Source organism: Gluconobacter frateurii (genome assembly GCF_002723955.1).
Lineage (GTDB): Bacteria > Pseudomonadota > Alphaproteobacteria > Acetobacterales > Acetobacteraceae > Gluconobacter > Gluconobacter frateurii.
Window position 1 is genome coordinate 278623 of the sequence record NZ_BEWN01000004.1, and the last position, 22060, is coordinate 300682.

At 56.5% G+C, this 22060-nt stretch carries 24 protein-coding genes; 11 read left to right on the plus strand and 13 right to left on the minus strand.

Annotated elements, in window-relative coordinates:
• Window position 1: 1 nt before the first annotated feature.
• Both nusB and nrdR read right to left on the minus strand, forming a co-directional pair.
• Complete coding sequence (gene nusB / locus GFR01_RS12110; RefSeq protein WP_063904675.1) at window positions 2–484, minus strand: transcription antitermination factor NusB; 483 nt, start codon at window positions 482–484, stop codon at window positions 2–4.
• Window positions 481–984 carry a transcriptional regulator NrdR gene (gene nrdR, locus GFR01_RS12115; RefSeq protein WP_063904674.1) on the minus strand — a complete coding sequence of 168 codons (504 nt, stop codon included), beginning with the start codon at window positions 982–984 and terminating at the stop codon, window positions 481–483. Before nrdR ends, nusB begins: the two co-directional genes overlap by 4 nt.
• Before the next feature lie 107 nt (window positions 985–1091).
• On the opposite strand from nrdR, the gene GFR01_RS12120 reads away from it, so the two are divergent.
• Window positions 1092–1556, plus strand: a complete 465-nt coding sequence (locus GFR01_RS12120; RefSeq protein ID WP_099182661.1) for a copper chaperone PCu(A)C — start codon at window positions 1092–1094, stop codon at window positions 1554–1556.
• 17 nt (window positions 1557–1573) lie between these two features.
• On the opposite strand, the gene recQ is transcribed toward GFR01_RS12120, so the two are convergent.
• From recQ to GFR01_RS12155, 8 genes are all read right to left on the minus strand, one after another.
• Window positions 1574–3424, minus strand: coding sequence for a DNA helicase RecQ (gene recQ / locus GFR01_RS12125; RefSeq protein ID WP_099182662.1), 1851 nt, complete (start codon window positions 3422–3424; stop codon window positions 1574–1576).
• A gap of 13 nt (window positions 3425–3437) precedes the next feature.
• On the minus strand, window positions 3438–3845 hold the full coding sequence (locus tag GFR01_RS12130) for an OmpA family protein (RefSeq protein ID WP_063904671.1): 408 nt from the start codon (window positions 3843–3845) through the stop codon (window positions 3438–3440).
• A gap of 59 nt (window positions 3846–3904) precedes the next feature.
• A complete protein-coding gene (gene cydC, locus GFR01_RS12135; RefSeq protein WP_099182663.1) occupies window positions 3905–5578 on the minus strand; it encodes a thiol reductant ABC exporter subunit CydC in 1674 nt (557 codons plus the stop codon).
• The gene (gene cydD, locus GFR01_RS12140) at window positions 5575–7263 is read right to left on the minus strand and encodes a thiol reductant ABC exporter subunit CydD (RefSeq protein WP_099182664.1); all 1689 of its coding nucleotides are present in this window, start codon (window positions 7261–7263) and stop codon (window positions 5575–5577) included. The genes cydC and cydD overlap by 4 nt, the downstream gene beginning before the upstream one ends.
• A 110-nt stretch (window positions 7264–7373) precedes the next feature.
• Window positions 7374–9152 carry a sensor histidine kinase gene (locus GFR01_RS12145; protein WP_244902284.1) on the minus strand — a complete coding sequence of 593 codons (1779 nt, stop codon included), beginning with the start codon at window positions 9150–9152 and terminating at the stop codon, window positions 7374–7376.
• 91 nt (window positions 9153–9243) lie between these two features.
• On the minus strand, window positions 9244–9417 hold the full coding sequence (locus GFR01_RS15740) for a NepR family anti-sigma factor (RefSeq protein WP_167384250.1): 174 nt from the start codon (window positions 9415–9417) through the stop codon (window positions 9244–9246).
• Window positions 9418–9624: 207 nt separating this feature from the next.
• Window positions 9625–10200: a sigma-70 family RNA polymerase sigma factor gene (locus GFR01_RS12150; protein ID WP_099182666.1), complete on the minus strand. Its 576-nt coding sequence runs from the start codon at window positions 10198–10200 to the stop codon at window positions 9625–9627.
• A 116-nt stretch (window positions 10201–10316) separates the two neighbouring features.
• Window positions 10317–10805 (minus strand): sigma-70 family RNA polymerase sigma factor, encoded by a 489-nt coding sequence (locus GFR01_RS12155; RefSeq protein WP_063904818.1) that lies wholly within the window; start codon window positions 10803–10805, stop codon window positions 10317–10319.
• A gap of 220 nt (window positions 10806–11025) precedes the next feature.
• Between GFR01_RS12155 and GFR01_RS12160 the strand changes: the two genes are divergently transcribed.
• A complete protein-coding gene (locus tag GFR01_RS12160; RefSeq protein WP_099182667.1) occupies window positions 11026–11757 on the plus strand; it encodes a response regulator in 732 nt (243 codons plus the stop codon).
• A 58-nt stretch (window positions 11758–11815) separates the two neighbouring features.
• Window positions 11816–13624 carry an ABC-F family ATP-binding cassette domain-containing protein gene (locus tag GFR01_RS12165; RefSeq protein ID WP_099182668.1) on the plus strand — a complete coding sequence of 603 codons (1809 nt, stop codon included), beginning with the start codon at window positions 11816–11818 and terminating at the stop codon, window positions 13622–13624.
• An 18-nt stretch (window positions 13625–13642) separates the two neighbouring features.
• Here the strand turns inward: GFR01_RS12165 and GFR01_RS12170 are convergent, their stop codons facing one another.
• Window positions 13643–14638, minus strand: coding sequence for a Gfo/Idh/MocA family protein (locus GFR01_RS12170; protein WP_099182669.1), 996 nt, complete (start codon window positions 14636–14638; stop codon window positions 13643–13645).
• A gap of 162 nt (window positions 14639–14800) precedes the next feature.
• On the opposite strand from GFR01_RS12170, the gene secD reads away from it, so the two are divergent.
• Window positions 14801–16342 (plus strand): protein translocase subunit SecD, encoded by a 1542-nt coding sequence (secD, locus tag GFR01_RS12175; RefSeq protein WP_099182776.1) that lies wholly within the window; start codon window positions 14801–14803, stop codon window positions 16340–16342.
• A gap of 5 nt (window positions 16343–16347) precedes the next feature.
• The gene (gene secF / locus GFR01_RS12180) at window positions 16348–17295 is read left to right on the plus strand and encodes a protein translocase subunit SecF (RefSeq protein WP_099182670.1); all 948 of its coding nucleotides are present in this window, start codon (window positions 16348–16350) and stop codon (window positions 17293–17295) included.
• A gap of 77 nt (window positions 17296–17372) precedes the next feature.
• On the opposite strand, the gene GFR01_RS12185 is transcribed toward secF, so the two are convergent.
• Together GFR01_RS12185 and mscL are read right to left on the minus strand one after the other, a co-directional pair.
• Complete coding sequence (locus GFR01_RS12185; protein WP_099182671.1) at window positions 17373–17705, minus strand: hypothetical protein; 333 nt, start codon at window positions 17703–17705, stop codon at window positions 17373–17375.
• Window positions 17705–18163, minus strand: coding sequence for a large conductance mechanosensitive channel protein MscL (gene mscL, locus GFR01_RS12190; RefSeq protein ID WP_063904661.1), 459 nt, complete (start codon window positions 18161–18163; stop codon window positions 17705–17707). The genes GFR01_RS12185 and mscL overlap by 1 nt, the downstream gene beginning before the upstream one ends.
• 192 nt (window positions 18164–18355) lie before the next feature.
• Here mscL and rpmE point away from each other — a divergent pair, with 192 nt between their 5' ends.
• The 6 genes from rpmE (at window position 18356) to GFR01_RS12220 (ending at window position 22043) form a co-directional block, all read left to right on the plus strand.
• Window positions 18356–18580 carry a 50S ribosomal protein L31 gene (gene rpmE / locus GFR01_RS12195; RefSeq protein WP_063904660.1) on the plus strand — a complete coding sequence of 75 codons (225 nt, stop codon included), beginning with the start codon at window positions 18356–18358 and terminating at the stop codon, window positions 18578–18580.
• A gap of 155 nt (window positions 18581–18735) precedes the next feature.
• A complete protein-coding gene (locus tag GFR01_RS12200; RefSeq protein WP_099182672.1) occupies window positions 18736–19233 on the plus strand; it encodes an Hsp20 family protein in 498 nt (165 codons plus the stop codon).
• A 213-nt stretch (window positions 19234–19446) separates the two neighbouring features.
• Window positions 19447–20031, plus strand: coding sequence for a DUF1013 domain-containing protein (locus GFR01_RS12205; RefSeq protein WP_063904658.1), 585 nt, complete (start codon window positions 19447–19449; stop codon window positions 20029–20031).
• A gap of 163 nt (window positions 20032–20194) precedes the next feature.
• Window positions 20195–20395 carry a YdcH family protein gene (locus GFR01_RS12210; protein WP_007281975.1) on the plus strand — a complete coding sequence of 67 codons (201 nt, stop codon included), beginning with the start codon at window positions 20195–20197 and terminating at the stop codon, window positions 20393–20395.
• Complete coding sequence (purE, locus tag GFR01_RS12215; RefSeq protein WP_063904657.1) at window positions 20395–20919, plus strand: 5-(carboxyamino)imidazole ribonucleotide mutase; 525 nt, start codon at window positions 20395–20397, stop codon at window positions 20917–20919. Before GFR01_RS12210 ends, purE begins: the two co-directional genes overlap by 1 nt.
• On the plus strand, window positions 20916–22043 hold the full coding sequence (locus tag GFR01_RS12220) for a 5-(carboxyamino)imidazole ribonucleotide synthase (RefSeq protein WP_099182673.1): 1128 nt from the start codon (window positions 20916–20918) through the stop codon (window positions 22041–22043). The genes purE and GFR01_RS12220 overlap by 4 nt, the downstream gene beginning before the upstream one ends.
• Window positions 22044–22060: the final 17 nt, after the last annotated feature.

Sequence of the window (22060 nt, forward strand, 5' to 3'; positions counted from 1 at the left end):
ATCAGGCGTTGCCTTCACCGCGACGGCTGAGGGTATCCAGAATGCCGTTTACCATCTTCGGCTCGTCACCGAAGAAGAAACCATGGGCCACGTCCATATATTCGTTGATGACAATGCGGTCTGGCGTATCGGTCTCTGCGATCTCAAAAACGGCCGCACGCAGCAGGCTGCGTAGGACCGGATCAAGACGGGCCATTGGCCACTGTTCTGGCAGCAGGTCGCTCAGTGTGTGATCCACCTTGTCCTGCTTCAGTGTGACACCACGAACGATTTCCTGCATCAGGGTAAGGTCTGCATCAGGGATATGGCCGTCTTCGAAAGATGCTGTTGGGCTGACACGGCGGTGGCGGAGGAACTGGTTGAGAACGGTTTCCGCATTGTCGCCGGACTGTTCGCACTGGAACAGGGCCTGAACAGCGGCAACGCGGGCGATCGTCCGGCTGCGGCGCGTCGGGTGGCTCGTGGGCGCGTCGGATGCGGTCATGGTGTCTCCTGAGAGTCTTTGGTCGGCAGGGACGCATGTGCGTCCCCGGAAATGGGGTTCATGTCGGCGAGGATCTTCGAGAAAGCCTCGACTTCACGGAAGTCGCGATAGACGCTGGCGAAGCGGACATAAGCCACACCGTCCACCTCACGCAATGCGTCCATGGCAAGTTCGCCGATACGATGTGAAGAAATATCCTGTTCCCCGGAGGCCTCAAGCTGTCGGACCAGTCCGTTGACCAGTCGTTCCTGACGCTCCTCCTCGACCGGACGCTTGCGCAGTGCCACACGAATGGAGCGTGCGAGCTTGTCCCGATCAAACGGTGCGCGGCGACCATCAGCCTTGATGACAGTCAGTTCTCGGAGCTGAACGCGCTCAACGGTCGTGAAGCGCTGGGTGCAGGCGGAACAGACGCGACGACGGCGGATGGCAGTTCCATCCTCGCTGGACCGGCTGTCCTTCACCTGAGTGTCTTCATGTCCGCAGAAAGGGCAACGCATGGACGGTCCTGATTGTTCGGGCCTTGTGGTGGCCGGGGAATTGGAGGCAGTTTACCGGATCATACGTTCTGACCCAAACGGGCCTGTCCGTTTTTAGGAGACTGTCGTTGAAACGGGTATTTGCCGCTTTTGCTGTCCTGCTGTCGTTTTCTGCGGTTCCGGGCTTCGCCCAGGATGCCGGGGCGCTTCCTGCCGCCCAGCATAACCGCCAGAAAATCGTCGTTCTGGACGGAACGCTCTCGCCCTCGTCGCACAACGCTTCGTATGCCAGCGGCTATTTCACGATTCGCAATGACGATGGTGCGGATCATCTGTTGAAGGGGGTGTCTTCTCCGATCTGTTCGAGCATCACTGCCCATCACACCAATCAGGAACAGACACAGGCAACAAACGACCTGTTTTCCCATCTGTCCCTTCCCCATAATTCTGAAATGATTTTCCCACCCTCAGGGTATCACCTGCTGTGCGGTGGCATCACGAAGCCTTTGCAACAGGGAGAGAAAATCCCGTTTACCTTCCAGTTCCTCGATGGGGACAGCATTACGATCGGGTTTACGGTCAAGCCCGTCTAATAAAATTCTGGGAAGTCTCAGGCCATGATTTTGGCCGAGATTTCCTTGATGACCGCCAGAACCGATTCGCCATACCGGTCGAGCTTGGATGTTCCCACGCCTTTGATGCTGGCAAGCTCCTGATGGCTCACCGGATGTTCCCGCGCGATGTCACGCAGAACAGAGTCGTGGAAGATGACATAGGGCGGGATTTCCTGTTCCCGGGCTTCCGAAAGCCGCCATTGGCGCAGCGCATCGAACACGGTTTTTTCCTCAGGCGACAGGCTCTCGTTTTCCTGATTGCTCGACGGTGTGCGAGCGATCACGCTCTGGCGTGTATCCTGCCGGAGTAAAATTTTCTCGTCGCCGCGTAGGATCGGGCGTGCGATGTCAGCCTGAAGAGCCAGGCTGCCATGCTCGCCATGAGTGCGGATGGCACCCCGGGCAATTAGCTGCCTGACAACCGCTCGCCACCAGTTTTCCGTCTGATCCTTGCCGATCCCGAACACGGATAAATGCTGATAGGCATGGCGTTCGATCGTTTCGTTCGTCTTGCCACGCAGAACGTTCGTCAGTTGCACGGCTCCCAACCGCTGACCCGTCCTGTAGATGGCGGAAAGGACTTTCTGGGCCGCCTCTGTGCCGTCAAAGGTGGAGACAGGCGTGATGCAGTTGTCGCAATGCCCGCAAGGTGATGAAAGATTTTCGCCGAAACAGGCCAGAAGAGCCTGTGTTCTGCATCCTGTGGTTTCTGTAAGGGCGATCATGCTTTCCAGGCGGGACTGCATGACACGTTTTTCGTTTTCAGGCGCGTTTGACTGCTCCAGCCAATGACGGGCCCGCGCCATGTCTTCACCGCCATACAGGAGAAGCGTGTCGGATTTTTCTCCGTCACGCCCTGCCCGGCCTATCTGCTGATAATAGGCCTCCGGAGAAGACGGCATATCCAGGTGGATCACGCAGCGGACGTCGGGCCGGTCAATTCCCATACCGAAGGCAATTGTGGCGACGATGACCATGTCTTCACCGGAGCGAAAACGCATAAGGGTCGCCCGCTTCTCGATCGGTGATAGTCCTGCATGATACGGAAGAGCTGTCAGGCCCTTGCCCCGCAGCATGGTAGCCGTGCGCTCGGTCTTGTTCCTGCTGCCGCAATAAACGATGGCCGCACCGGTGCGGTGACTTTCAAGCGCTTCAAGAAGCTGTTTGCTCTCGCCACCTTTCGGGCGTGCCTCCACAAACAGATTAGGTCGGTGAAAGCTGGCCATGAGAACCCGGGCGTCGGGCATGCCCAGAACGTTCAGGATGTCATCCCGTGTTCTGGGATCTGCCGTGGCCGTCAGGGCGATGCGGGGAACGTTGGGAAAGAGTTCCGGCAGGGACGCAAGGGCACGATATTCAGGGCGGAATTCATGCCCCCACGCCGAAACGCAGTGGGCTTCGTCAATCGCAATCAGGGACACTTTGCGCTTTGACAGAAAATTGCCGGTGCCTGGCTGAAGAAGCCTTTCAGGCGAAATATACAGGATGTCGATCTTGTTGTTGCGCAGATCGTCGCGGAGGATTTCCCGCTCTTCCGTCTCCAGCTCTGAATGCAGGGCTGCTGCACGGATACCGAGCTGTCGGAGACCCGCAACCTGATCGTCCATCAAGGCAATCAGGGGGGAGACAACAATGCCCATGCCATCGCGGCATAAGGCTGGCACCTGATAGCAGAGGCTTTTTCCGCCACCGGTCGGCATGAGAACGAGAACGTCCTCGCCGCGCATTACGGTTTCTACGGCTTCTCCCTGAAGGCCGCGGAAACCGGAAAACCCGAACACGTCTGCAAGGACCTGTTCGGGGTTCTGGCCCGGATCGGGCGTAAGGGGGCCTTGTGCCTCCGTCACTCCGGGCGCCGGATCACAGACCCGGATTGATCGTGATGGAAACACGACGCAGGGCGACGTGCGAGGCATCGATCGTTGTTTCCGGCTCTGGGCGGATCTCGATCTTCGCACCGTTGACGCCGTCATTGGCAAGCTGCGTTGCGACGGCCTGCGCTCGGCTGTCTGCAAGTTCTTTCAGAACGGCCGGATCACCATTCACGCCGGCAGATCCAGCAACGCGGATGCTCTGTGCGTGTTCGTTCCGGGCAGCGGTTGCAGCCTTGGTGACGACAGCCTGTGCGACCGGGCTCAGGGACACAGAATCACGGTCAAAGAACACGACATAGCTGTCACGGGACGGCTGGTCTGCGCAGCCAGCCAGAGCGGCGGTCAGGACGAGAGCCGGAGCCGCAAGACGAATGGAAGAAAGAATACGAACCATGGCGTAACGTCCTGAAAGAAAGGATTGAGGCCCCTAGGTGCCTTGTCGGCAAAGACTGGTCAACCTGCGCTTGAAACAACGTGTCCATTCTCAAGACGCCAGATCCGATCCAGCCTTTCAACGCCTGTCAGGCGGTGAGCGATCAGTAGCACGCTTCGCCCTTCTCCGACATTGTTCAGGGTTTCGAGAAAGGCTTTTTCTGTATCAGCATCAAGGCCGGTTGCCGGCTCGTCCAGAATAAGAACAGGGGCGTTCGAGAGCAGGACGCGGGCCAGTGCAATACGTCTGCCCTGCCCTCCTGAGAGCTTCGATCCGCTTTCCCCAATCCATGTGTCCAGACCATCGGGAAGGCTTCGAACCGTGTCGGCAATCTTTGCCTGTTCGAGCGCGCCCCAGATGGCGTCTTCGGAAATGTCAGTGCGGCCTAGAAGAAGGTTATCGCGGATGGTGTCATCAAAGAGGTGGCTAGACTGGGAGAGCCACGCGACTTGAGACCGAAGAGCTTCGTTCTGAAGTGCTGCAATATCCGTGCCGCCCAGAAAGATCTTGCCTTTTTCTGGAACGACGACCTTGAGGAGCAGCGCGGCGAGGCTCGACTTCCCAGCACCTGAAGGACCGATCAGGGCGGCGCGCTCCCCTTCACGAAGGGTCAGGGTCAGATCCTGAAAAACGGGAGCCCGGTCTGGCGTCCAGCGGAAAGTCACATTCTCAATGCGGATATCGTGACGGAGTGGAAGGGGCGCTGTTCCTTCCGGGACTTGAGAGCCACGCTCGGCAACGTCCATGATCCGATCCACTGCATGGGAGACCTGCCCGTAAAGAAGGCCAGCACGGGACAGTCCTGTGACGCCATCCAGGGCTGTGATCGCAACAAACAGAGCGGCGATACCGGCAACGGGCGCCGACTGGTGGAAGATTATGCCCGCAACGGCACAGAGCACGACTGCAACACCCGCTTTTGCAACCAGCCCTGCCAGCCCGTTTGTAAGAGCCATGCGAAGGGACTGGCGTCGTTGTGCTGCAAACAGAACGTCCTGACGCTGGATTACAACGTTTGCCAGCACGTCTTCTGCGCCGAAAGCTCTTGCTTCCCGCAAACCCGACGCAAGATCGAGGGCTGCCACCCGAAGATCGGACTCCGCATGAAGAATATCAGGACCAAAATTTTTGGAGAGGCGTGCGGCCATCCAAGGCAGGGCAAACGCCAGAATGGCAAAGAGTGCCCCGGTGATCAGGCCCGGTAATGTACCAGCTCTCAGCCAGACAATGGTTGCTACTGGCAACGTCAGGACTGCTGCGGCCAGTGGAATAAGAATACGGAGATAAAGATTGTCCAGTGTCTGCACGTCAGACACCAGGCGCGACAGAAGGTCGCCGGATCTCTGAAAGCCAAGACCTGCTGCGGCACCCTGAGCCAGTCGGCGATAAAACCAGACACGTAGATCCGACAGCGCCCGGAACATGGCGTCATGCGTGTAGAGACGTTCGAGGTAACGAAGAACGATCTGGGATGAGCCGGCGAGCTGCAGAAGAGCTGATCCGGCAGCTACACCCACTGCCGCGGCCGCGATGCGACTACCAGCCTGCCCCATCAGAAGCAAGCCGGAGCAGACAGCAAGTTCTGCGATAATACCGCCAGTAATCAGGCGACCGTAATGCGGCTTCCAGATCTGGATGATGCGGGAAAGAGCCGTTCCGTTTTTGGGATGCTCGGACTGAAGAGAGGCGCTCATGCCGCTTCCTCCGTATAGGAGATGGCGCGACCTCTGTTGAGAACGAGATGTCGCCCGTGGAACTGTTGGGCCTGTGCGGAGTGGGTACAGAGAATGACAGTTCTACCCTGTGCCAGTCTGTGAAGACTTTCCAGAATTTCGGCTTCTGTTGCCGGATCGAGATGGGATGTAGGCTCGTCCAGCAACAGGATTGGTGAGTTCTTGAGAAACGCACGAGCGATGGCGATGCGCTGTGCCTGCCCTCCGGAGAGACCAAAGCCTCCCTCACCAATGCGGGTTTCCAGCCCTTCCGGAAGGAGTGGGAGATAGCGATCTACGGCCGCCGCTGAAATGGCTGCCGCAAGCTCGGCTTCGGACGCATCAGGCTTTGCGAAAAGAATATTTTCCCGGATTGTTCCCGCGAAAAGAACAGGTTTCTGTCCAATCCAGCTGATCTGGGAAGAAATCTGCCGAGGCGTCATGCTGGCCATGTTCTGACTACCAAAGAAAATGCTTCCCTCTGACGGCTCAATAAAGCCGAGAAGCAGTTCAATCAGCGTGGATTTGCCTGATCCGGATGGGCCTTCCAGGATCAGTGTTTCGCCAGCCGGAAGCGTAAAGCTGACATCGTGAATAACGGGGCCGCGCTCCTGGTTCCACGCAAAGAAAAGGTTCTCTGCTGTGATCGACAGGCTATGGGTCGCGTCTGTCGTGGTTACTTCGACGGCACCGCGTTCTTCGGGGATCGGTGCGAGGGCATGCATGGCTTCAGCAGCAGCGGTTGCATGGGCGCGGTCCTGATAAGCGGCCGACAAAGCACGAAATGAGGCGAAGGCTTCAGGAACCAGCAGGATTGCATAAAGTGCCCGCGTCAGAGTCAGTTCCGGCGTTGAACTTGTTAGTCTATGGCTCTGGGTAATGACGATCAGGACGAGAGCCGCCACCATGGCAACATCTGTCGTCGCAGATGCAATGAACGCGATGCGCAGGACTTTCATCGTGCGTATGCGCAGGTCATCAGCGCTTTTTGCGAGAGCCTGCGTTTCCCGTTCGGTGCCGCCAGACAGTACGATGGTGGCGATACCTTTAACACGATCCAGAAAGCGGGTCTGGAGCCGGGTCATGGCCAGGAATTGTTTGCGGGACGCCACGGCCGTGGCTATGCCAAAGACCGCCTGGAAAACTGGTAGCGTGGCGCAGCAGATCGCAAGGATGATACCTCCCTTGTGATTCTGGCAGAATACAGCGGCAACCACGATCCACTGAGAGACCAGCCAGAGAGCTGACGCAGGAAGCCAGCGCGCAAAATAGCCATCCAGAGCGTCAACGCGATCGACCAGTGTGGAGGCGATGACGGAGCTGTGTTGACGGCGCAGGAGAGCTGGTCCCTCCCCGATGATTCGCGCCAGAATCTCTGAACGCAGTCTGCGGCGTGCCGTCAGGCTGGAGGTGGATGCCATGACGTCCTGAATGACGCTCAGTCCTGTCCGGGCCACGCTGACAATCAGGAACAGCCCGATGGCTGGCGGCGCATTCCCCGGATGGGATGTCAGGATGGAAGCAAGTGTCCGGGCCAGAGCCCATGCCTGCAGAAGACCCAGAAGGGTCGAGAGCAGTCCGAGGATCACTACGACGGAGGTACTGGAACGGCTGGCTCGTCCCTGCGCCTTAATCCACGCTTTTGCGATTGTTTTGTCGGCCTTCATGATCCCTGCATATAGGTCGCAAAATCGCCACAAGACAGCCTTCGACGCATTTCTTGCTGCTTATTTAGATTTTTTTCCTGTTTTCAGGAGTCGGAGCTTTCAGTGTCGCCCTATGTATTGGCCGAATCACTCTGGTTGATAGCCTGCTGCGCAAGTGCGACTGCGGTCGGGATAGGATCGGCCGGCACGAATTTCAGATTGTACCAGGTGCCGTTATCATTGCTGATCAGCAGATCTGCGTTGATCTGACGTGCAAACCCCCGAATCAACTGGATGCCGATGCCTTCCCGACGTGTTCGGGATTCGGACGCCCGGGAGGCGTCCAGGCCAATTCCATTGTCTCCCAATTCGAGCTCTACAAGGCCCTCTTTTTCTGGAGGCGGGTTGGCTACGCGACGAAGGGAGATACGGATGACGCCAGAGCGGTTCTCGGGAAAGGCGTAGCGCAGCGCGTTGCTGACGACTTCCGTCACAATGAGCGCCACTGGAACAGCCTGATCGGGTGAAATCAGCACGTGCTCGATGTCCAGCTTCAACCGGATGCGAGTCTGTGTATTCATATTGTGAGCGGAAAACAGAATGGAGCAGAGCTCTTCAAGGAAGCTTTGAACGTCCAACGCAGACAGGCCATTTTCCGAATAAAGATAGCGATGCAGTGTGGCGAGTGCCCTTACTCTGTCGCGTACCAGTCTGAATTCTTCCCGGGCTTCATGGGATCGGATGCGGCTGGCCTGCAGGTTCAACAGCGATGCGACAACCTGAAGGTTGTTTTTGACCCGGTGGTGAATTTCCCGAATCAACATGTCCTGATGGTGGGCAGACTTTTCCAGCTCACGTTCGTGACGCGTGAGCCGACGTGTCGCTCTGAGAAATGCCCGTTCAAGATGACGGATTTCCAGCGGGATGGAACGGTTGATCCGGGGATCAAATGAGGCGCCACGCCTCCATTCAGCAACCGCAAGGGCAAGTCGTTCAAGTGGTTCCACCAGAAAAGCTCTCGCAGCCAGGGCGACGCCAATCAGTTCAAGCGCGAGCAGGCCCGCAATAAGCCCCACCCGGATGAGGAAAATGTTAAGAGCCCTGTTTTCTTCGTGGGTGCGCTCGGTGACGACGAGAAGGCTGACCGGGCCATACGCGTTCTGGAGAACATACGTCGTGCCTTTGACTGTGAAGGCATCGTGTAGGGCATGCCGCGCAAGATCGGCCTTGAGGCGATCATGAACTGTAGCGGGCATTTCAGGTGTGCCTGGGTGATCTGGAAATAGCGAAAAGATCGATCCGTCGCCCATCAGTAACAGATGGCGGGCGTTGTCGTTGACACCCAGGAGAAGTCGGCCGTCTCCTAGAGGTAGATGGCTTCGCTGCCACCCAAGAGTACGAACCGCAATGATGTAGCCTCCGATGACACCCTGGTTCATGAGGGGAACTACAAAACGGATCAGGGGTCCCCGATTACCTTTTAGAACATCTACGCCGATATTGGGGCGTTCAGCTCCGTCATAAAGCGTCGGTAGCAACTCACCAGATGTACAGATGGCCGGGTCTTGCGAAGATGGAGGAGGCAGAACAACAGACGGACGCCCTTCCTGATCTGTCAGGACCAGAGAGCAGTAATGATGCTGGGATATGGTCTGGACGAGGCCAAATTCTCTCAGGGCATTGTCGGCCGATACATCTCTCTCTGCGAGCATGTCGAGAACGGTATGGGTCTGGTCCATGTCGCTGGATAATTCGGAGAGGGCAGTCTGTGCGTCTTTCTCAGTTCGAGAGAGAGCATTTCCTACATTTTCCTGATAACTGTGCCAGGCAAGGAGTCCCGCGATGGTGGCAAGTGGGAGCGTTGTTGCGACAATCAGCGCCATAACACGGGCACTGACAGTGTCGAGCATTCTTACGCTGCGGAAAATCATTCTGCGATAAGGAATGACCAGACCCCTTAAGACCGCCGACCTGTCACGTCAGATCGGGCTGCTGAACTTCTCATTTATTGCGGTCTTCTTCGATCAGTTTGAGAAGTTCTTCGGGAATCGGTTCATTCGCGACATCGTCAAAGAGCTGATGAAGTCCGCGACTCAGCCAGACACCGAAAGGAGAATCATTGTCTTCCACTTTCGATTTTCCGGATGAGGATTGGGACTTGTCTCCTCCGGTCATGTTCTAGTCCTGAGCCTTTCTGTGACAAAGGAGAGCAACCGCTCCTGTCCCTGCGAACTGCCTGCGGTCTGTCGTCTCAATATCAGGAGATGACTAACCGCGGCAGTAACGGAATGTTTACAAATTGCGGCAAGGCTGCCGCAATTGCCTTAGTTCCGAAATGGACGAAGTTATAACATTAGCGCAAGGCCAAAAGTTGCTTCAGGCTCAGGAAAGAAACAGATCGTCTGATGATTTACCATCACGAGTACGAGCATCAATGGCTTCGCGCAGGGCCTTTACCTTGACGCGGAGCTTGTCGTTGCTCGGCATTTCGCCGGTCATCCAGGCTTCAAGCTGACGGCGTGCACGGAAAACACGGCTCTTGGCGGTGCCAACGGCGCAATCAGTAGCTGCAGCCAGATCTTCGTAGCTCATGCCTTGAATGACAACCATGACAAGAGCTTCTCGCTGGTCGGCCGGAAGGCGAGACAGGGCCAGAGACAGGTCTTTGAGTGCAAGGCTGTCTTCATGTGTTGCCGGACTCGCAAATGTGGAAGCCGGCACATCATCGATGTCCGTCGTCTCACGACGTTTACGCAGATCCGAGATGAACCGGTTGCGCAGAATGCGATGCATCCAAGCCGAGAAGTTGGTACCTGGAATGAAGCTGTTCTGGGCTGCAAGAGCGTTACACACGGCGTCCTGAACCAGATCCTCCGCAGCAGCACGGTTTCGTGTCAGAGACAGAGCCTGAATACGAAGCTTCGGAAGAATGGCGATGACCTGATCATGGAACGTCATGGGAAATACTCCTGATTTCGTCCTGTTTCATGAGATCAATGAACGGGACTTCAGGATCGTTGCATCCAAACGATCTTTTTTTCATATTTTCTTAAAACGTATTATTTAACAGTATGTTAGGTGTAAATTTCGTGTGGATTTTCTGTCGCGCTCAGGGAGGCCAACTGGCTGCGGGCTCTGGAAACGCGTGCCTTCATGGTGCCGGGAGGAACATTGCAGATACAGGCCGCATCTTCGTAAGAAAGCTCCTGTGCGCCTACCAGAATGATGGCCTCACGGAGAAGGTCAGGCAGTTTCCAGAGAAGCTCTCCGAGATCCGTGACAGCGTCTCTGGCGCTTTGCATTGAAGGCGCTTCAGACGATACAGGCATATCAAGCTCAAAATCCTGCATGATTTCCTGCTCGCGGGACGATCGTCTTCGCTGTTCGTAAAAAGCATTTCTCTGGATTGTGAACAGCCACGCTTTGAGGGTTGTCCCTGTTTCGAACTGGCTCTGTGATGCCAACGCCCGAACCACGGTATCCTGCACGAGATCATCCGCTGCCGTCGCGTCGCGCGTCAGGAAGCGGGCAAAACCGCGGAGATCGGGGAGCGTTTTCAGCAACTCCTGATGAAAGGAAATGCCTCTTCTCTCCTGCGGAGCCGGGACAGGGCCGGAAACAGGCATTGTCAGAAGACTATCCTTTCGACGGAGGATATGAAGTGAGACCGGATAACGAACACTAGGCGCGTCCTGCTGGTCGTGTCATGATTATTCAACCGCCGCAAACGGATAGCTTCTTATAAGGTTTCCGTGCGGCCATTCTACAAGAGGCCAAGGACTCATGACTGACACGGCACGTCAGGAACTTATCGCGGCGCTGCCCTATGCCCGTCGTTTTGCCCGTGCGTTGGCTGGCGATCAGCTTCAGGGAGATCGGCTCGTCGCCAGTGCCCTGAAAGATCTGCTGACGGGTGAAAATGCGGACCTCCCTGCCCGACTGGCTCTTTATGGCAAGCTTGTGCAGGAGTTTTCTCAGAAAACTACGTCTCAGAGAGGCATGACACTTACTCAGCGTGCTTTGCTTCTTCTGACCTCTCTGGAAGAGCAGTCTTTGGCATCGGCGGCACGGGCGCTCTCGATTTCAGAAGACGAAGCTGCGGGTGAGTTGGGTACCGCGCGTCACGCATTGCAGGGAATTGCCCAGACATCAGTGCTCATTATTGAAGATGAGCCCATTATTGCGATGGACATTCAGGATCTTGTCGAGCGGTGCGGTCACAAGATTGCCGGAGTGGCTCATACGGAAGCCGATGCCGTCAAGCTGGCTGCGGAGACAAAGCCGGGTCTGATTCTGGCGGATATTAATCTGGGTGGTGGTGGAGACGGCATGCACGCTGTGGGCCGCATTCTGAAAATGCACGAAACGCCCGTCATTTTTGTAACGGCCTATCCGGAGCGCCTTCTGACCGGAGAGGCGCATGAGCCTTCGTTCGTGATTACAAAGCCTTTTGAGCCACTGGCTCTGGCTGTTGCGACGTATCAGGCTGTTACTGGTGGCGTAGCACCAGTTTAAGTTGAAAACAGTGGCTGGGTGCCTTGCGGGCTGACGCCTCCTGCGACACATAGGAGGCATGTCGGCACCCATTCTTCTTCTACAGAATATCACTTACACTCTCGGCGGACGCCCTCTCCTTGATGGAGCGGAGCTTGGCGTGTTGCCAGGAGAACGCATTTGCCTGGTCGGGCGGAACGGCTCGGGTAAATCCACGCTTCTGAAAATAGCGTCTGGAGATATCACCGCCGATGACGGAACACGTTTCGTTCAGCCGGGGGTGAAGGTCCATTATCTGGCCCAGGAGCCTGATCTCTCCACCTATCCTTCGACATTCCATTACGTTGCTGATGGTCTGGATGAAACGGAACACTATCGTGCGCGCGCCATGCTGGCTGAACTGGGCATGACAGGTGACGAAGGGTGCGAAAGGCTCTCTGGTGGAGAAGTTCGTCGTTGTGCCCTCGCCCGCGCTCTGGCCGCCGAGCCGGATTTATTGCTTCTGGATGAGCCCACCAACCATCTCGATCTGCCGACAATCACGTGGCTTGAAAAAGAGCTGGCGGCCTCTCGCTGCGCCATGATCGTCATTAGCCATGATCGGCGGCTTCTGGAAACACTGTCTCGAAGCGTTGTCTGGCTTGAGCAGGGTAAGACGCGTCGTCTGGATCAGGGCTTCTCGCGTTACGAAACCTGGCGTGATGAGGTTCTGGAGCAGGAAGAGCGCGACGCTCATAAGCTTGATCGTCAGATCGCCCGTGAAGAAGACTGGATGCGTTACGGCGTAACCGCGCGGCGCAAGCGTAACGTTCGCCGTGTGGCCGAGCTTGCGACGTTAAGGAACAACCGTCAGGAAATCGCTTCCCGAGGAAATGGCACGCTTCGGATGGCTGCCACGGAATCGGATGGAGCAGGTAAGATCACGATTGGGGCGGAAAACCTTGGCTGGGCCTATGATGACCGCCAGATCGTTGAAAATCTCGACCTCAAGATCCTGCGTGGAGACCGTCTCGGACTTGTAGGCGCCAATGGCGCTGGTAAGACGACCTTGATCCGTCTGCTGACGGGGCGAATGGCTCCCCAGCAAGGCTCTGTCTATATTGGCCCATCCGTTGCTATGGTCACGTTGGATCAGCAGCGGGAAAGTCTGGATCCGATCAAGACGCTCTCTGACACCCTGACCGGTGGTAGCGGCGACATGGTGCAGGTCGGAACAGAGAAGCGGCACGTTATTGGTTACATGAAGGATTTCATGTTCCGCCCAGAGCAGGCCCGTACGCCCGTTGGTAAGTTGTCAGGTGGAGAGCGTGGGCGTTTAGCTCTTGCCTGCGCGTTGGCAAAGCCATCCAGCCTGATGGTGCTGGATGAGCCTACCAATGACCTTGATCTGGAAACGCTGGATCTTTTGCAGGATATGCTGGCCGATTATGCTGGCACTGTTCTCCTTGTCAGCCATGACCGTGACTTTCTAGACCGTGTTGCTGGCTCGGTTCTCGTATCCGAGGGGAAGGGTCAGTGGATCGAGTATGCCGGCGGATATTCTGACATGCTTGTTCAGCGGCGCGGTGAAGCCCCTGCTGAACGGAGCGTCGAGGAAAAGCCATTACAGATTTCTGTCGGAAAAAATACTGTAAAATCAGATAAAAAGCAGACGAAGCTTAGTTATAACGACAAGCGTGCGCTCGATCTCCTTCCTGGTAAAATGGCCAAGCTGGAGAAAGATATTGTAGCCTATCGCGAAGCTCTGGCAGACCCTGCGCTCTATAGTCGTGATCCTGCAAAATTCACGAAGATCAGCGATGCCCTTCAGGCCTCGGAAAATGCTTTGACCGAAGCCGAAGAGCAGTGGCTGGAGCTTGAGGTTAAAAAAGAAGAGCTGCAATCTTAATGAATTGCTGATGTGACTTCAGGTCTGGCCCATCGTAGGAATGAGACCTGAAAGTTCCATTGTTTTTCGAGAGGTGTGAATGCTTTCCGTGACGCGGATCGCGGCATCCAAAGCGCGAATACCAGCCTGTGCGTCCACAAGCACGGGGGCACCTTCAAGGCATGAGGCTGCAAAGGCCTGATGTTCCACTGTCAGGTTATCGTGGTCGTTCCAGCTTATGGCTTCTCGTCGGAAGCCGCCGGTGCCCGGAAGCGGTAGGCCGCGCTCACGCCCGATAAAGCTCAGTTTGCGCTCCATGAAGTCAGCAGACAGGTATCCGTCCTGTGAGAAAAGTCGCATACGTCGTTCTGTTTTAAGGGAAATTCGGCTTGCGGTAATCGTGGCAACGCAACCATTTTCGAAGCGCACGCGGGCATTCGCAATATCTTCATGCTCGCTCGACACGGCCGCACCAATGGCATCAATGGCGGCAATCGGGCTATCCACAATTGCCAGAACCAGATCAAGATCATGAATCATGAGGTCGAGAATGACCGATACGTCCGTTCCGCGCGGCTTGAAAGGCGCGATGCGGGTCGCTTCGATGTAAAGCGGCTTTGTGATCCGTTCGGTAATGGCTTTATGTTCCGCCGAATACCGAAGCAGATGCCCAACCTGAAGGACCTTCCCTGTTTTCGCGGCAATTTCCGCTAGTCGATATGCTTCGTCCAGTGTTGCGGCGATGGGCTTTTCCACCAGAACATGACGATCAGCTTCAAGCGCCTCGCTGGCCAGCTCGAAATGGTACTCAGCTGGTGCTGCGATGATGACAGCTTCGACGTTTGCAAGAAGGGCTTCGTAAGTGGAGGCTACTGCGCATTTTGCTTCACAGGCAACAGCAGCGGCCCTGGCCGGGTCAGGGTCAAAAAGCGCCACCAGATTTTCATCCGGATTTGCTGCTGACTTGAGAGCGTGAAACCGCCCGAAATGACCGGCACCGACGATGCCGACCCGAAGCTGTCGCCGAGTGTTCATGCGTGACAGGATTACCAGCCTGCCGCGCCTTCGCAAAGTCGTCAGGTCCAGAATAGGTCCGCAATGTTGGTGAAAGGTTGCATCGGCATTGCGGAAGCGGCATGGTCCCGCGCAAGAAACTCGAACCGTCCAAACCCGCCGAGGACATCTCGACCCGTTATGATGTATTACAGCCGGCTCAGACTGCTGGGCGTCGCAGGCGTTTGCCTGATCGGCCTCCTGCTGTGTCTGCCCAATTTCATGCGTGCCCCCACGCCGTCCCTGCCCTGGCGGCAGATCCATCTTGGCCTTGATCTTCGAGGTGGATCCTATCTGCTTCTTCAGCTTGATCTGAAGTCCCTTGAGCATGACCGCTTGCAGTCCTTGCAGGATCAGGCTCGTCAGACCCTTCTGGACAAGTCCCTTGGTTACCGGGACTTCCAGAAGGATGATCAGACTGCCAGCCTTAGCTTCGAGCCTCGCTCTGATGAAGAGCGTGCTGCTGCTTTAAAGACCATGCAGGATCTTCCGGTTGTGGTGCCGGACGAGTTCCATGTGGCCGAAAACAATGGCCGTATCGTTCTGACGTTGCAGCATGATGCCATGCTGGCCCGGGCACGCGATGCCGTCGCTCAGTCCATCGAGATCGTGCGTCGCCGTATTGATGCGACAGGCGCGATTGATCCGAGCATTGCCCGTGAAGGTGATGACCGGATTGTTGTGGAACTGCCGGGCGTTAGCGATCCAGAGCGGATCAAGACCCTTCTGGGCACGACTGCCCGTCTGACGTTCCGTCTGCTGGCGCCCAATCCTAGCGTTGCAAGCCCTGGCTCTGCGATGCTTGAGGATATCAGCACGCACTCTCAGGTTGCGGTGCAGGATCATGTCGATGTTGACGGAACAGACCTGACGAATGCTGGTGCTGTTATTGATCAGCAAAGCGGTGGTTGGGCTGTGACCTTCCAGCTCAACAGTGCTGGTGCGACGGCCTTTGCGAACACAACCCGTGCAAATGTTGGCAAGCGTTTTGCCATTGTGCTGGACGACAAGGTCATTGAAGCGCCGAATATCATCAACCCGATCACGGCTGGAAGCGGTCAGATCACGGGTGGATTTGATGCTCACAGTGCGTCCGATCTTGCTCTTTTGTTGCGTGCCGGTGCCCTTCCGGCTCCGCTCGCTGTTATTGAGCAGCGGACGATTGGCCCGAGCCTTGGTGCAGCTTCTATCCATGCTGGAATTATCAGCCTTGGCGCTGGGTTCCTGCTGGTTGTTGTGTTTATGGTGCTCTTCTACGGGCGTTTCGGCCTCTATGCAGATATTGCCCTGTTCGCGAACCTGATTCTGATGGTGGCGATCCTGTCACTCTTCCAGGCCACGCTGACACTGCCGGGTATGGCGGGTATGCTTCTGACATTGGGTATGGCTGTTGATGCCAACATTCTGATCAACGAGCGTATCCGTGAGGAAGTGAAGCGTGGTCGCGGGCCATTACAGGCTCTGCAGGCCGGGTTCGAACGCGCCACCAGTACGATCGTGGATAGTAACGCAACGGCGTTTCTGGCCCATGTCATGCTGTTCGTGTTCGGCACGGGGCCTGTGCGAAACTTCGCCCTGACCATCACGATCGGTATCGTGACGACCCTCTTCACGACCCTGCTGCTGTCACGCTTCCTTGTCGTGCGGTGGTATGCCCTTGCCCGTCCCAAAGAACTGCCGGTCTGAACGTCATGCTGTCACGTCCCCTACTCCGTTTTGTCCGTGACGATCGGCGCATAAACTTCATGCGCGGCCGTCACATGGGGCTTATCGTCTCGGCGGTTCTCTCCATCGCGTCCGTCATCCTGTTCTTTCAGCCGGGCCTGAAGCTCGGTCTGGATTTCCGGGGTGGTATTATTGTCGAGGCCCAGACGCCGGGTGCGGCTGATTTTGGCAAGCTGCGCTCTGCTCTGGAAAAGGCAGGCATTCATCCGGATGCCGTACAGGCTTTTGGTTCGCCGCGTGATGTGCGTATCTCGATCAATGCTCCTGATGGTGCGGATCGTGAGGCCCAGACGCAGAAGCTGGTGGATGGTGTGAAGACCGCCATCTCTGCGGCAGAACCTGGAACGCAGGTTCTGCGTGCAGATGCCGTCGGTGCTTCCGTGTCTTCCGAACTGTTCCGGGATGGCCTGCTGGCGCTCGGTTTCAGCCTTGCGATGATTCTGGCCTATATCTGGATCCGCTTTGAGCGTGAGTTCGCCATTAGCGCGGTGGTCACGCTTATCCTTGATTTGACGAAGACAGTTGGCTTTCTGGCCATCACACGCTTCGAATTTGATCTGGTGATGGTGGCGGCGCTACTGACGATCCTTGGCTATTCAACCAATGACAAGGTCGTGGTTTATGACCGCATCCGCGAAAATCTGCGGAAGTACCGTACGATGCCGCTGCGGGAACTTCTGGATCTGTCCATCAACGAGACGCTGAACCGTACGCTTGGAACGTCCATGACGGTGTTCCTGGCAGCTCTGCCGCTGGCGCTGTTCGGTGGCAGTACCCTGACAGGTTTTGCGACTGTCATGCTGTTCGGTATTGTGGTTGGGACGTCTTCCTCCATCTTCATTGCAGCACCACTTCTGCTGCTGATGGGAGAGAAGCGTCTTCGGAAGAGTGGCTCCGCTCCCGACGCGGAGTGAGCGTTTCTCCAAAAGCTTGAGACAAAAAAAACCGGCTCCATAAGGGCCGGTTTTTTTTGTGCGTGATGTCTGGCTCTTTAACTCGAAAAGCTGGTTAGAAGGGCTGCGATTGCAGCGTCTGCCTTCCGGTTTTCCGAGGTGGTCTGAAGGCGCATTGCATTCAGAACGGCCTTTTGGGCATCATGATCCAGAGAAATCAGCTTTGGAACATTTTGGGCGGTAATCCGTCCGCCCATCAATGCTCCACGCGCCATGCCGTGAGCCACGAGATAGGCGTATAAGCGAGCATTCGGGGATGGTGGCACGCCTTCCATCGGGCGTGCCACACATCCTGCAAGCAGGCCTGTCGTCAGAACAAGTACGCTCATTCTCCGAATGACGGTCGTTCCGGGAAGGGCCTGCTGCGACATCAGGATGCTTTGTTGGCGAGGATGTCGCGGATTTCCGTCAGCAGAACTTCTTCCTTGCTGGGTGCTGGCGGAGCGGCCGGTGCAGCTTCTTCCTTGCGGTGAAGCTTGCCGATCAGACGCACAACCCAGAAGATGAAGAAAGCAACGATCAGGAACTGGATAACAGCATTCAGGAACACGCCGATATTGACGGTGACGGCCCCAGCCTTCTGTGCTTCTTCCAGCGTATCCTTGACCGGACCTTTAAGCGTGATGAACAGGTTGGAAAAATCCACACCACCCGTTAGAAGGCCGATGAACGGCGTCAGCACGTCCTTGACAGCACTGTTCACGATAGTGGTGAAGGCTGCGCCGATGATCACACCGACGGCGAGATCCAGAACATTGCCGCGCATGATGAATTTCTGGAAGTCGCTGACCCAGCCCGGAGTGTGCAGGGCGTGTTTCGTTTCGCTCATATAGAAACCTTTCTTGGGGGAGCCGCAGGAATGCGGTTGCAGGCCTGAAAAGTTATGCCTGCATCCGCCCAGAAATAAACGGACTTAGGCAATCCCGTAAAGTCTGCTTTCATCCTGCGGTACTTTCCGTTATACGCGCCTCATGATTCGCTCCGGTCGGTATCGGAGCTTTCTTCCTGGAGTAGAGAATTCATGAAATCCGGCATCCATCCCGACTACCACGAAATCACCGTCATCATGACCGATGGCACCGAATACAAGACCCGCTCCTGCTACGGCCAGCCGGGCGCCACCCTGCGTCTGGACGTTGACCCGAAGTCCCATCCGGCATGGACGGGCGTGCAGCGTATGCTCGACACCGGGGGCCAGGTTGCCAAGTTCAACAAGCGCTTCGCTGGTATCGGTACCCGCAAGTAAGCTTGTCTACCTCCATGCGCGCCTCTTGAAGCGTCGCAGGACAGGTACCATCTGGAATATCGGTCATGACGCCTTTCGGGTCATGGCCGATAGACCAATAGCAGTTCGCCTTTTAGGGAGCTGCATTAGATGAATCCTGCCTTAAGGAGGTTTCCATGTCCTATGACTTTACGCCATTGTTTCGCAGCGCAATTGGCTTTGACCGTCTGGCCCGTGTCGCCGGAAATGCTGCCAATGCTCAGGCTATGCCGAGCTATCCCCCTTACAATATCGAAAAAACCGCAGAGACGGACTACGCTCTGACCATGGCGCTTGCCGGGTTTGGGCCGGAAGACGTTGAGGTGCTTCAGGAAGACAATACGCTTGTCATTCGTGGGCGGGTGCCTGAAGGCAACCGCGAGCGTGAATGGCTCCATCGTGGGATTGCAACGAGGGCATTTGAACGTCGTTTCGCTCTGGCAGACCACACGGAAATTGATCAGGCAGAGCTTCGAAATGGTCTGCTGACCATCGTCGTGCGGCAGGTCGTTCCCGAGGCCGCGCGTCCGCGACGTATCCCGATTGTCACGGGGCCTGCGGGGGCTGTTATGACCCCGGCTGCTATGGGAGCGGAAAGCTCCCGCTGCCAGGTAGGAGCGCCTCACGCGGCCTGATTAAAAGTGGCAGGGCTGCTTTTTGTTCAGCCCTGCCGTTTCGACCTTGACCAGAGGCCGGATGGTGCCCCATACCGTTTCCATTATCGCCGCGCATCCAGCAGGTGCCGCGATCATATCCCGAGCGGGTTCTCAGTTTCTCCTCTCCGGGTACGCCAATCGGTGCCTGCGCTTTCGCGGGCCCCTAAAGCGCCCCAAAAGGAACGCACTGACATGACCCTGCCTTTGATGCCCAAGGCCACGGCCGTCTGGCTGATCGAAAAAACCGGCCTGACATTCACACAGATTGCTGAATTCTGCGGCATGCATCCGCTTGAAGTGCAGGCTATTGCTGACGGTGAAGTTGCAGCCGGGATCAACGGCTACGATCCGGTCAAGAACCATCAGCTTTCCGAAGCCGAGATCAAGCGGTGCGAAGCCAATCCGGATAGCAAGCTCAAGATCCTGTCTTCTGGAAGCCCGGTAAAGCGTCGCGCCAAGGGCGCGCGTTATACGCCGGTGGCCAAGCGCAATGACCGTCCGGATGCAATTGCGTTCATCCTGCGCCAGTTCCCACAACTCACGGAAGCGCAGATCGTCAAGCTGCTTGGTACGACGAAGGACACCATCATCAAGGTACGTGACCGGCAGCATTGGAACAGCGCCAACATCAAGCCGCGTGATCCGGTTATTCTTGGCCTTTGCACCCAGATGGATCTGAATGCTGCCGTCTCTGCAGCAAACGATCGTCTCGCCCGTGAGGGTCATACCCTTCCGGTCGTGAGCTCATTTGACGCCCACGAAGACGAAGCTCTCTAAGTCACAGAAAAAGGATGCAGCCCCGGACCGGGTTGCATCCTTTTTCTGTTGGTGCGGACCGTGAAAGGTTCATACTTTTTCGGTCGTGATATGGAGACATGATGGTGGACGGAATGCTTTCAGTTCTCCATCATGTCCTGATAGAGTTCCGGGACTGACAGCGATGATGACCGACAATAATGCCATGCTCAGACGCCTCCATGAGCTTCGGAGCGAGCATCGCGATCTTGACACGGTTATCGAGCGTCTGGTGGACCATCCCCTCAATCAGCTCCAGCTCCAGCGCCTTAAAAAGCGCAAGCTGCAGCTCAAAGACGAGATTTCCTGGATCGAGACCCGTCTGATTCCGGATAACATTGCCTGATGAGCCAGATCCTTTCTTCCAACGAGATAATTCAGGCCGAAGATGCCGTGCGCGTTGGCGTCATCATGGGCAGTCAGTCTGACTGGGAAACCATGCGTCACGCCTGCGATATTCTGGATGAGCTAAGCATCGTCCATGAGCGACGCATTGTCTCGGCGCATCGTACGCCTGACCGTCTTGCAGACTATGCCCGTACGGCCCGCAGCCGTGGACTGCACGTCATTATCGCGGGGGCTGGCGGGGCTGCGCATCTGCCGGGTATGTGCGCGGCATGGACGTCTCTTCCTGTTCTCGGTGTCCCTGTTGAAAGCCACGCCCTGAAGGGACAGGACAGTCTTCTGTCCATCGTTCAGATGCCCGGTGGCGTTCCTGTAGGAACGTTGGCGATTGGCAAGGCTGGCGCAAAAAACGCTGGTCTTCTGGCGGCTTCCATTCTGTCTCTTGCCGATCCTGAACTTGCCGCGCGGCTGGATGCCTGGCGCGGGACGCAGACCGCTGCTGTTGCGGATGCGCCAGTCGAATGACTGCGCAGAAGAATGCGGTGTTTGAACCGGGAAGCACGATCGGAATCATTGGTGGTGGCCAGCTTGGGCGCATGTCTGCGATGGCTGCGGCCAAGCTCGGATATCGTGTCCATATCCTGAATCCTGCTTCGACAAGTCCTGCCATTGAGGTTGCGGCGTCTGCGACGGTCGGGTCGTATGATGATCCGGCAGCTCTCGAGGATTTTGCGTCCCGCTGTGATGTGGTGACGTTCGAATTTGAGAATATCAGCGCCGAAGGTCTGTCGTTGCTGGCGAAGCATCGGCCTGTTCGGCCTGCAGGCGAAATCCTGCGTGTTAGTCAGGATCGTATTCTGGAAAAGACCCGTCTGACGGACGCTGGTATTGAACTCGCTCCCTGGAAGGCCGTGTCTGGCCCTGATGATCTGAAAAATCTTGAAGAGCTGGGCTTTCCCCTGATCCTGAAAACCACGCGCTTTGGTTATGACGGCAAAGGTCAGTTCCGTGTTGAAAGTGCTGATGCGCTCTCTGCGCTTACAGATCTGCCTTACCCGCTCGTGGCTGAGAAGATGATCGACTTCCAGCGTGAGTTGAGCGTGATGGTAGTCCGTGGGCTTGATGGAACGGTGCGCTGTTTCGATACGGTCGAAAATCGCCATCGTGACGGTATTCTCGACATCACGCTCGCCCCAGCCAGAGTCATGCCTGATGTGGCTCAGGAGGCTCAGGCGATCGCGATGAAGATTGCGGCGGAGTTGGGCTTGGTTGGTATCATGGGTGTGGAGATGTTCCATGCGGCCGATGGCAGACTTCTGGTGAACGAGATCGCCCCTCGCCCGCATAATTCCGGGCACTGGACCATGGACGCCTGCCTGATTGATCAGTTTGAAATGCACATCCGTGCTGTGGCTGGTCTGCCTTTACCGCCTGCGCGCCGTCATTCCGATGCGATCATGCACAACCTGGTTGGACCGGAAGATATGGCGCGTGTTCCGGGTATTCTGGCCACGGATGGGGCATCGCTTCATTTATATGGCAAGCGTGAAGCCCGTCCGGGCCGCAAGATGGGGCATGTCAACACGATCTTTCCGCGTGGTGCCCTTCCGGGTGAACTGGCGTTTGAGGGTCTGCTTCCACCGCGCTGAAACGGCCGGGTTAGAGT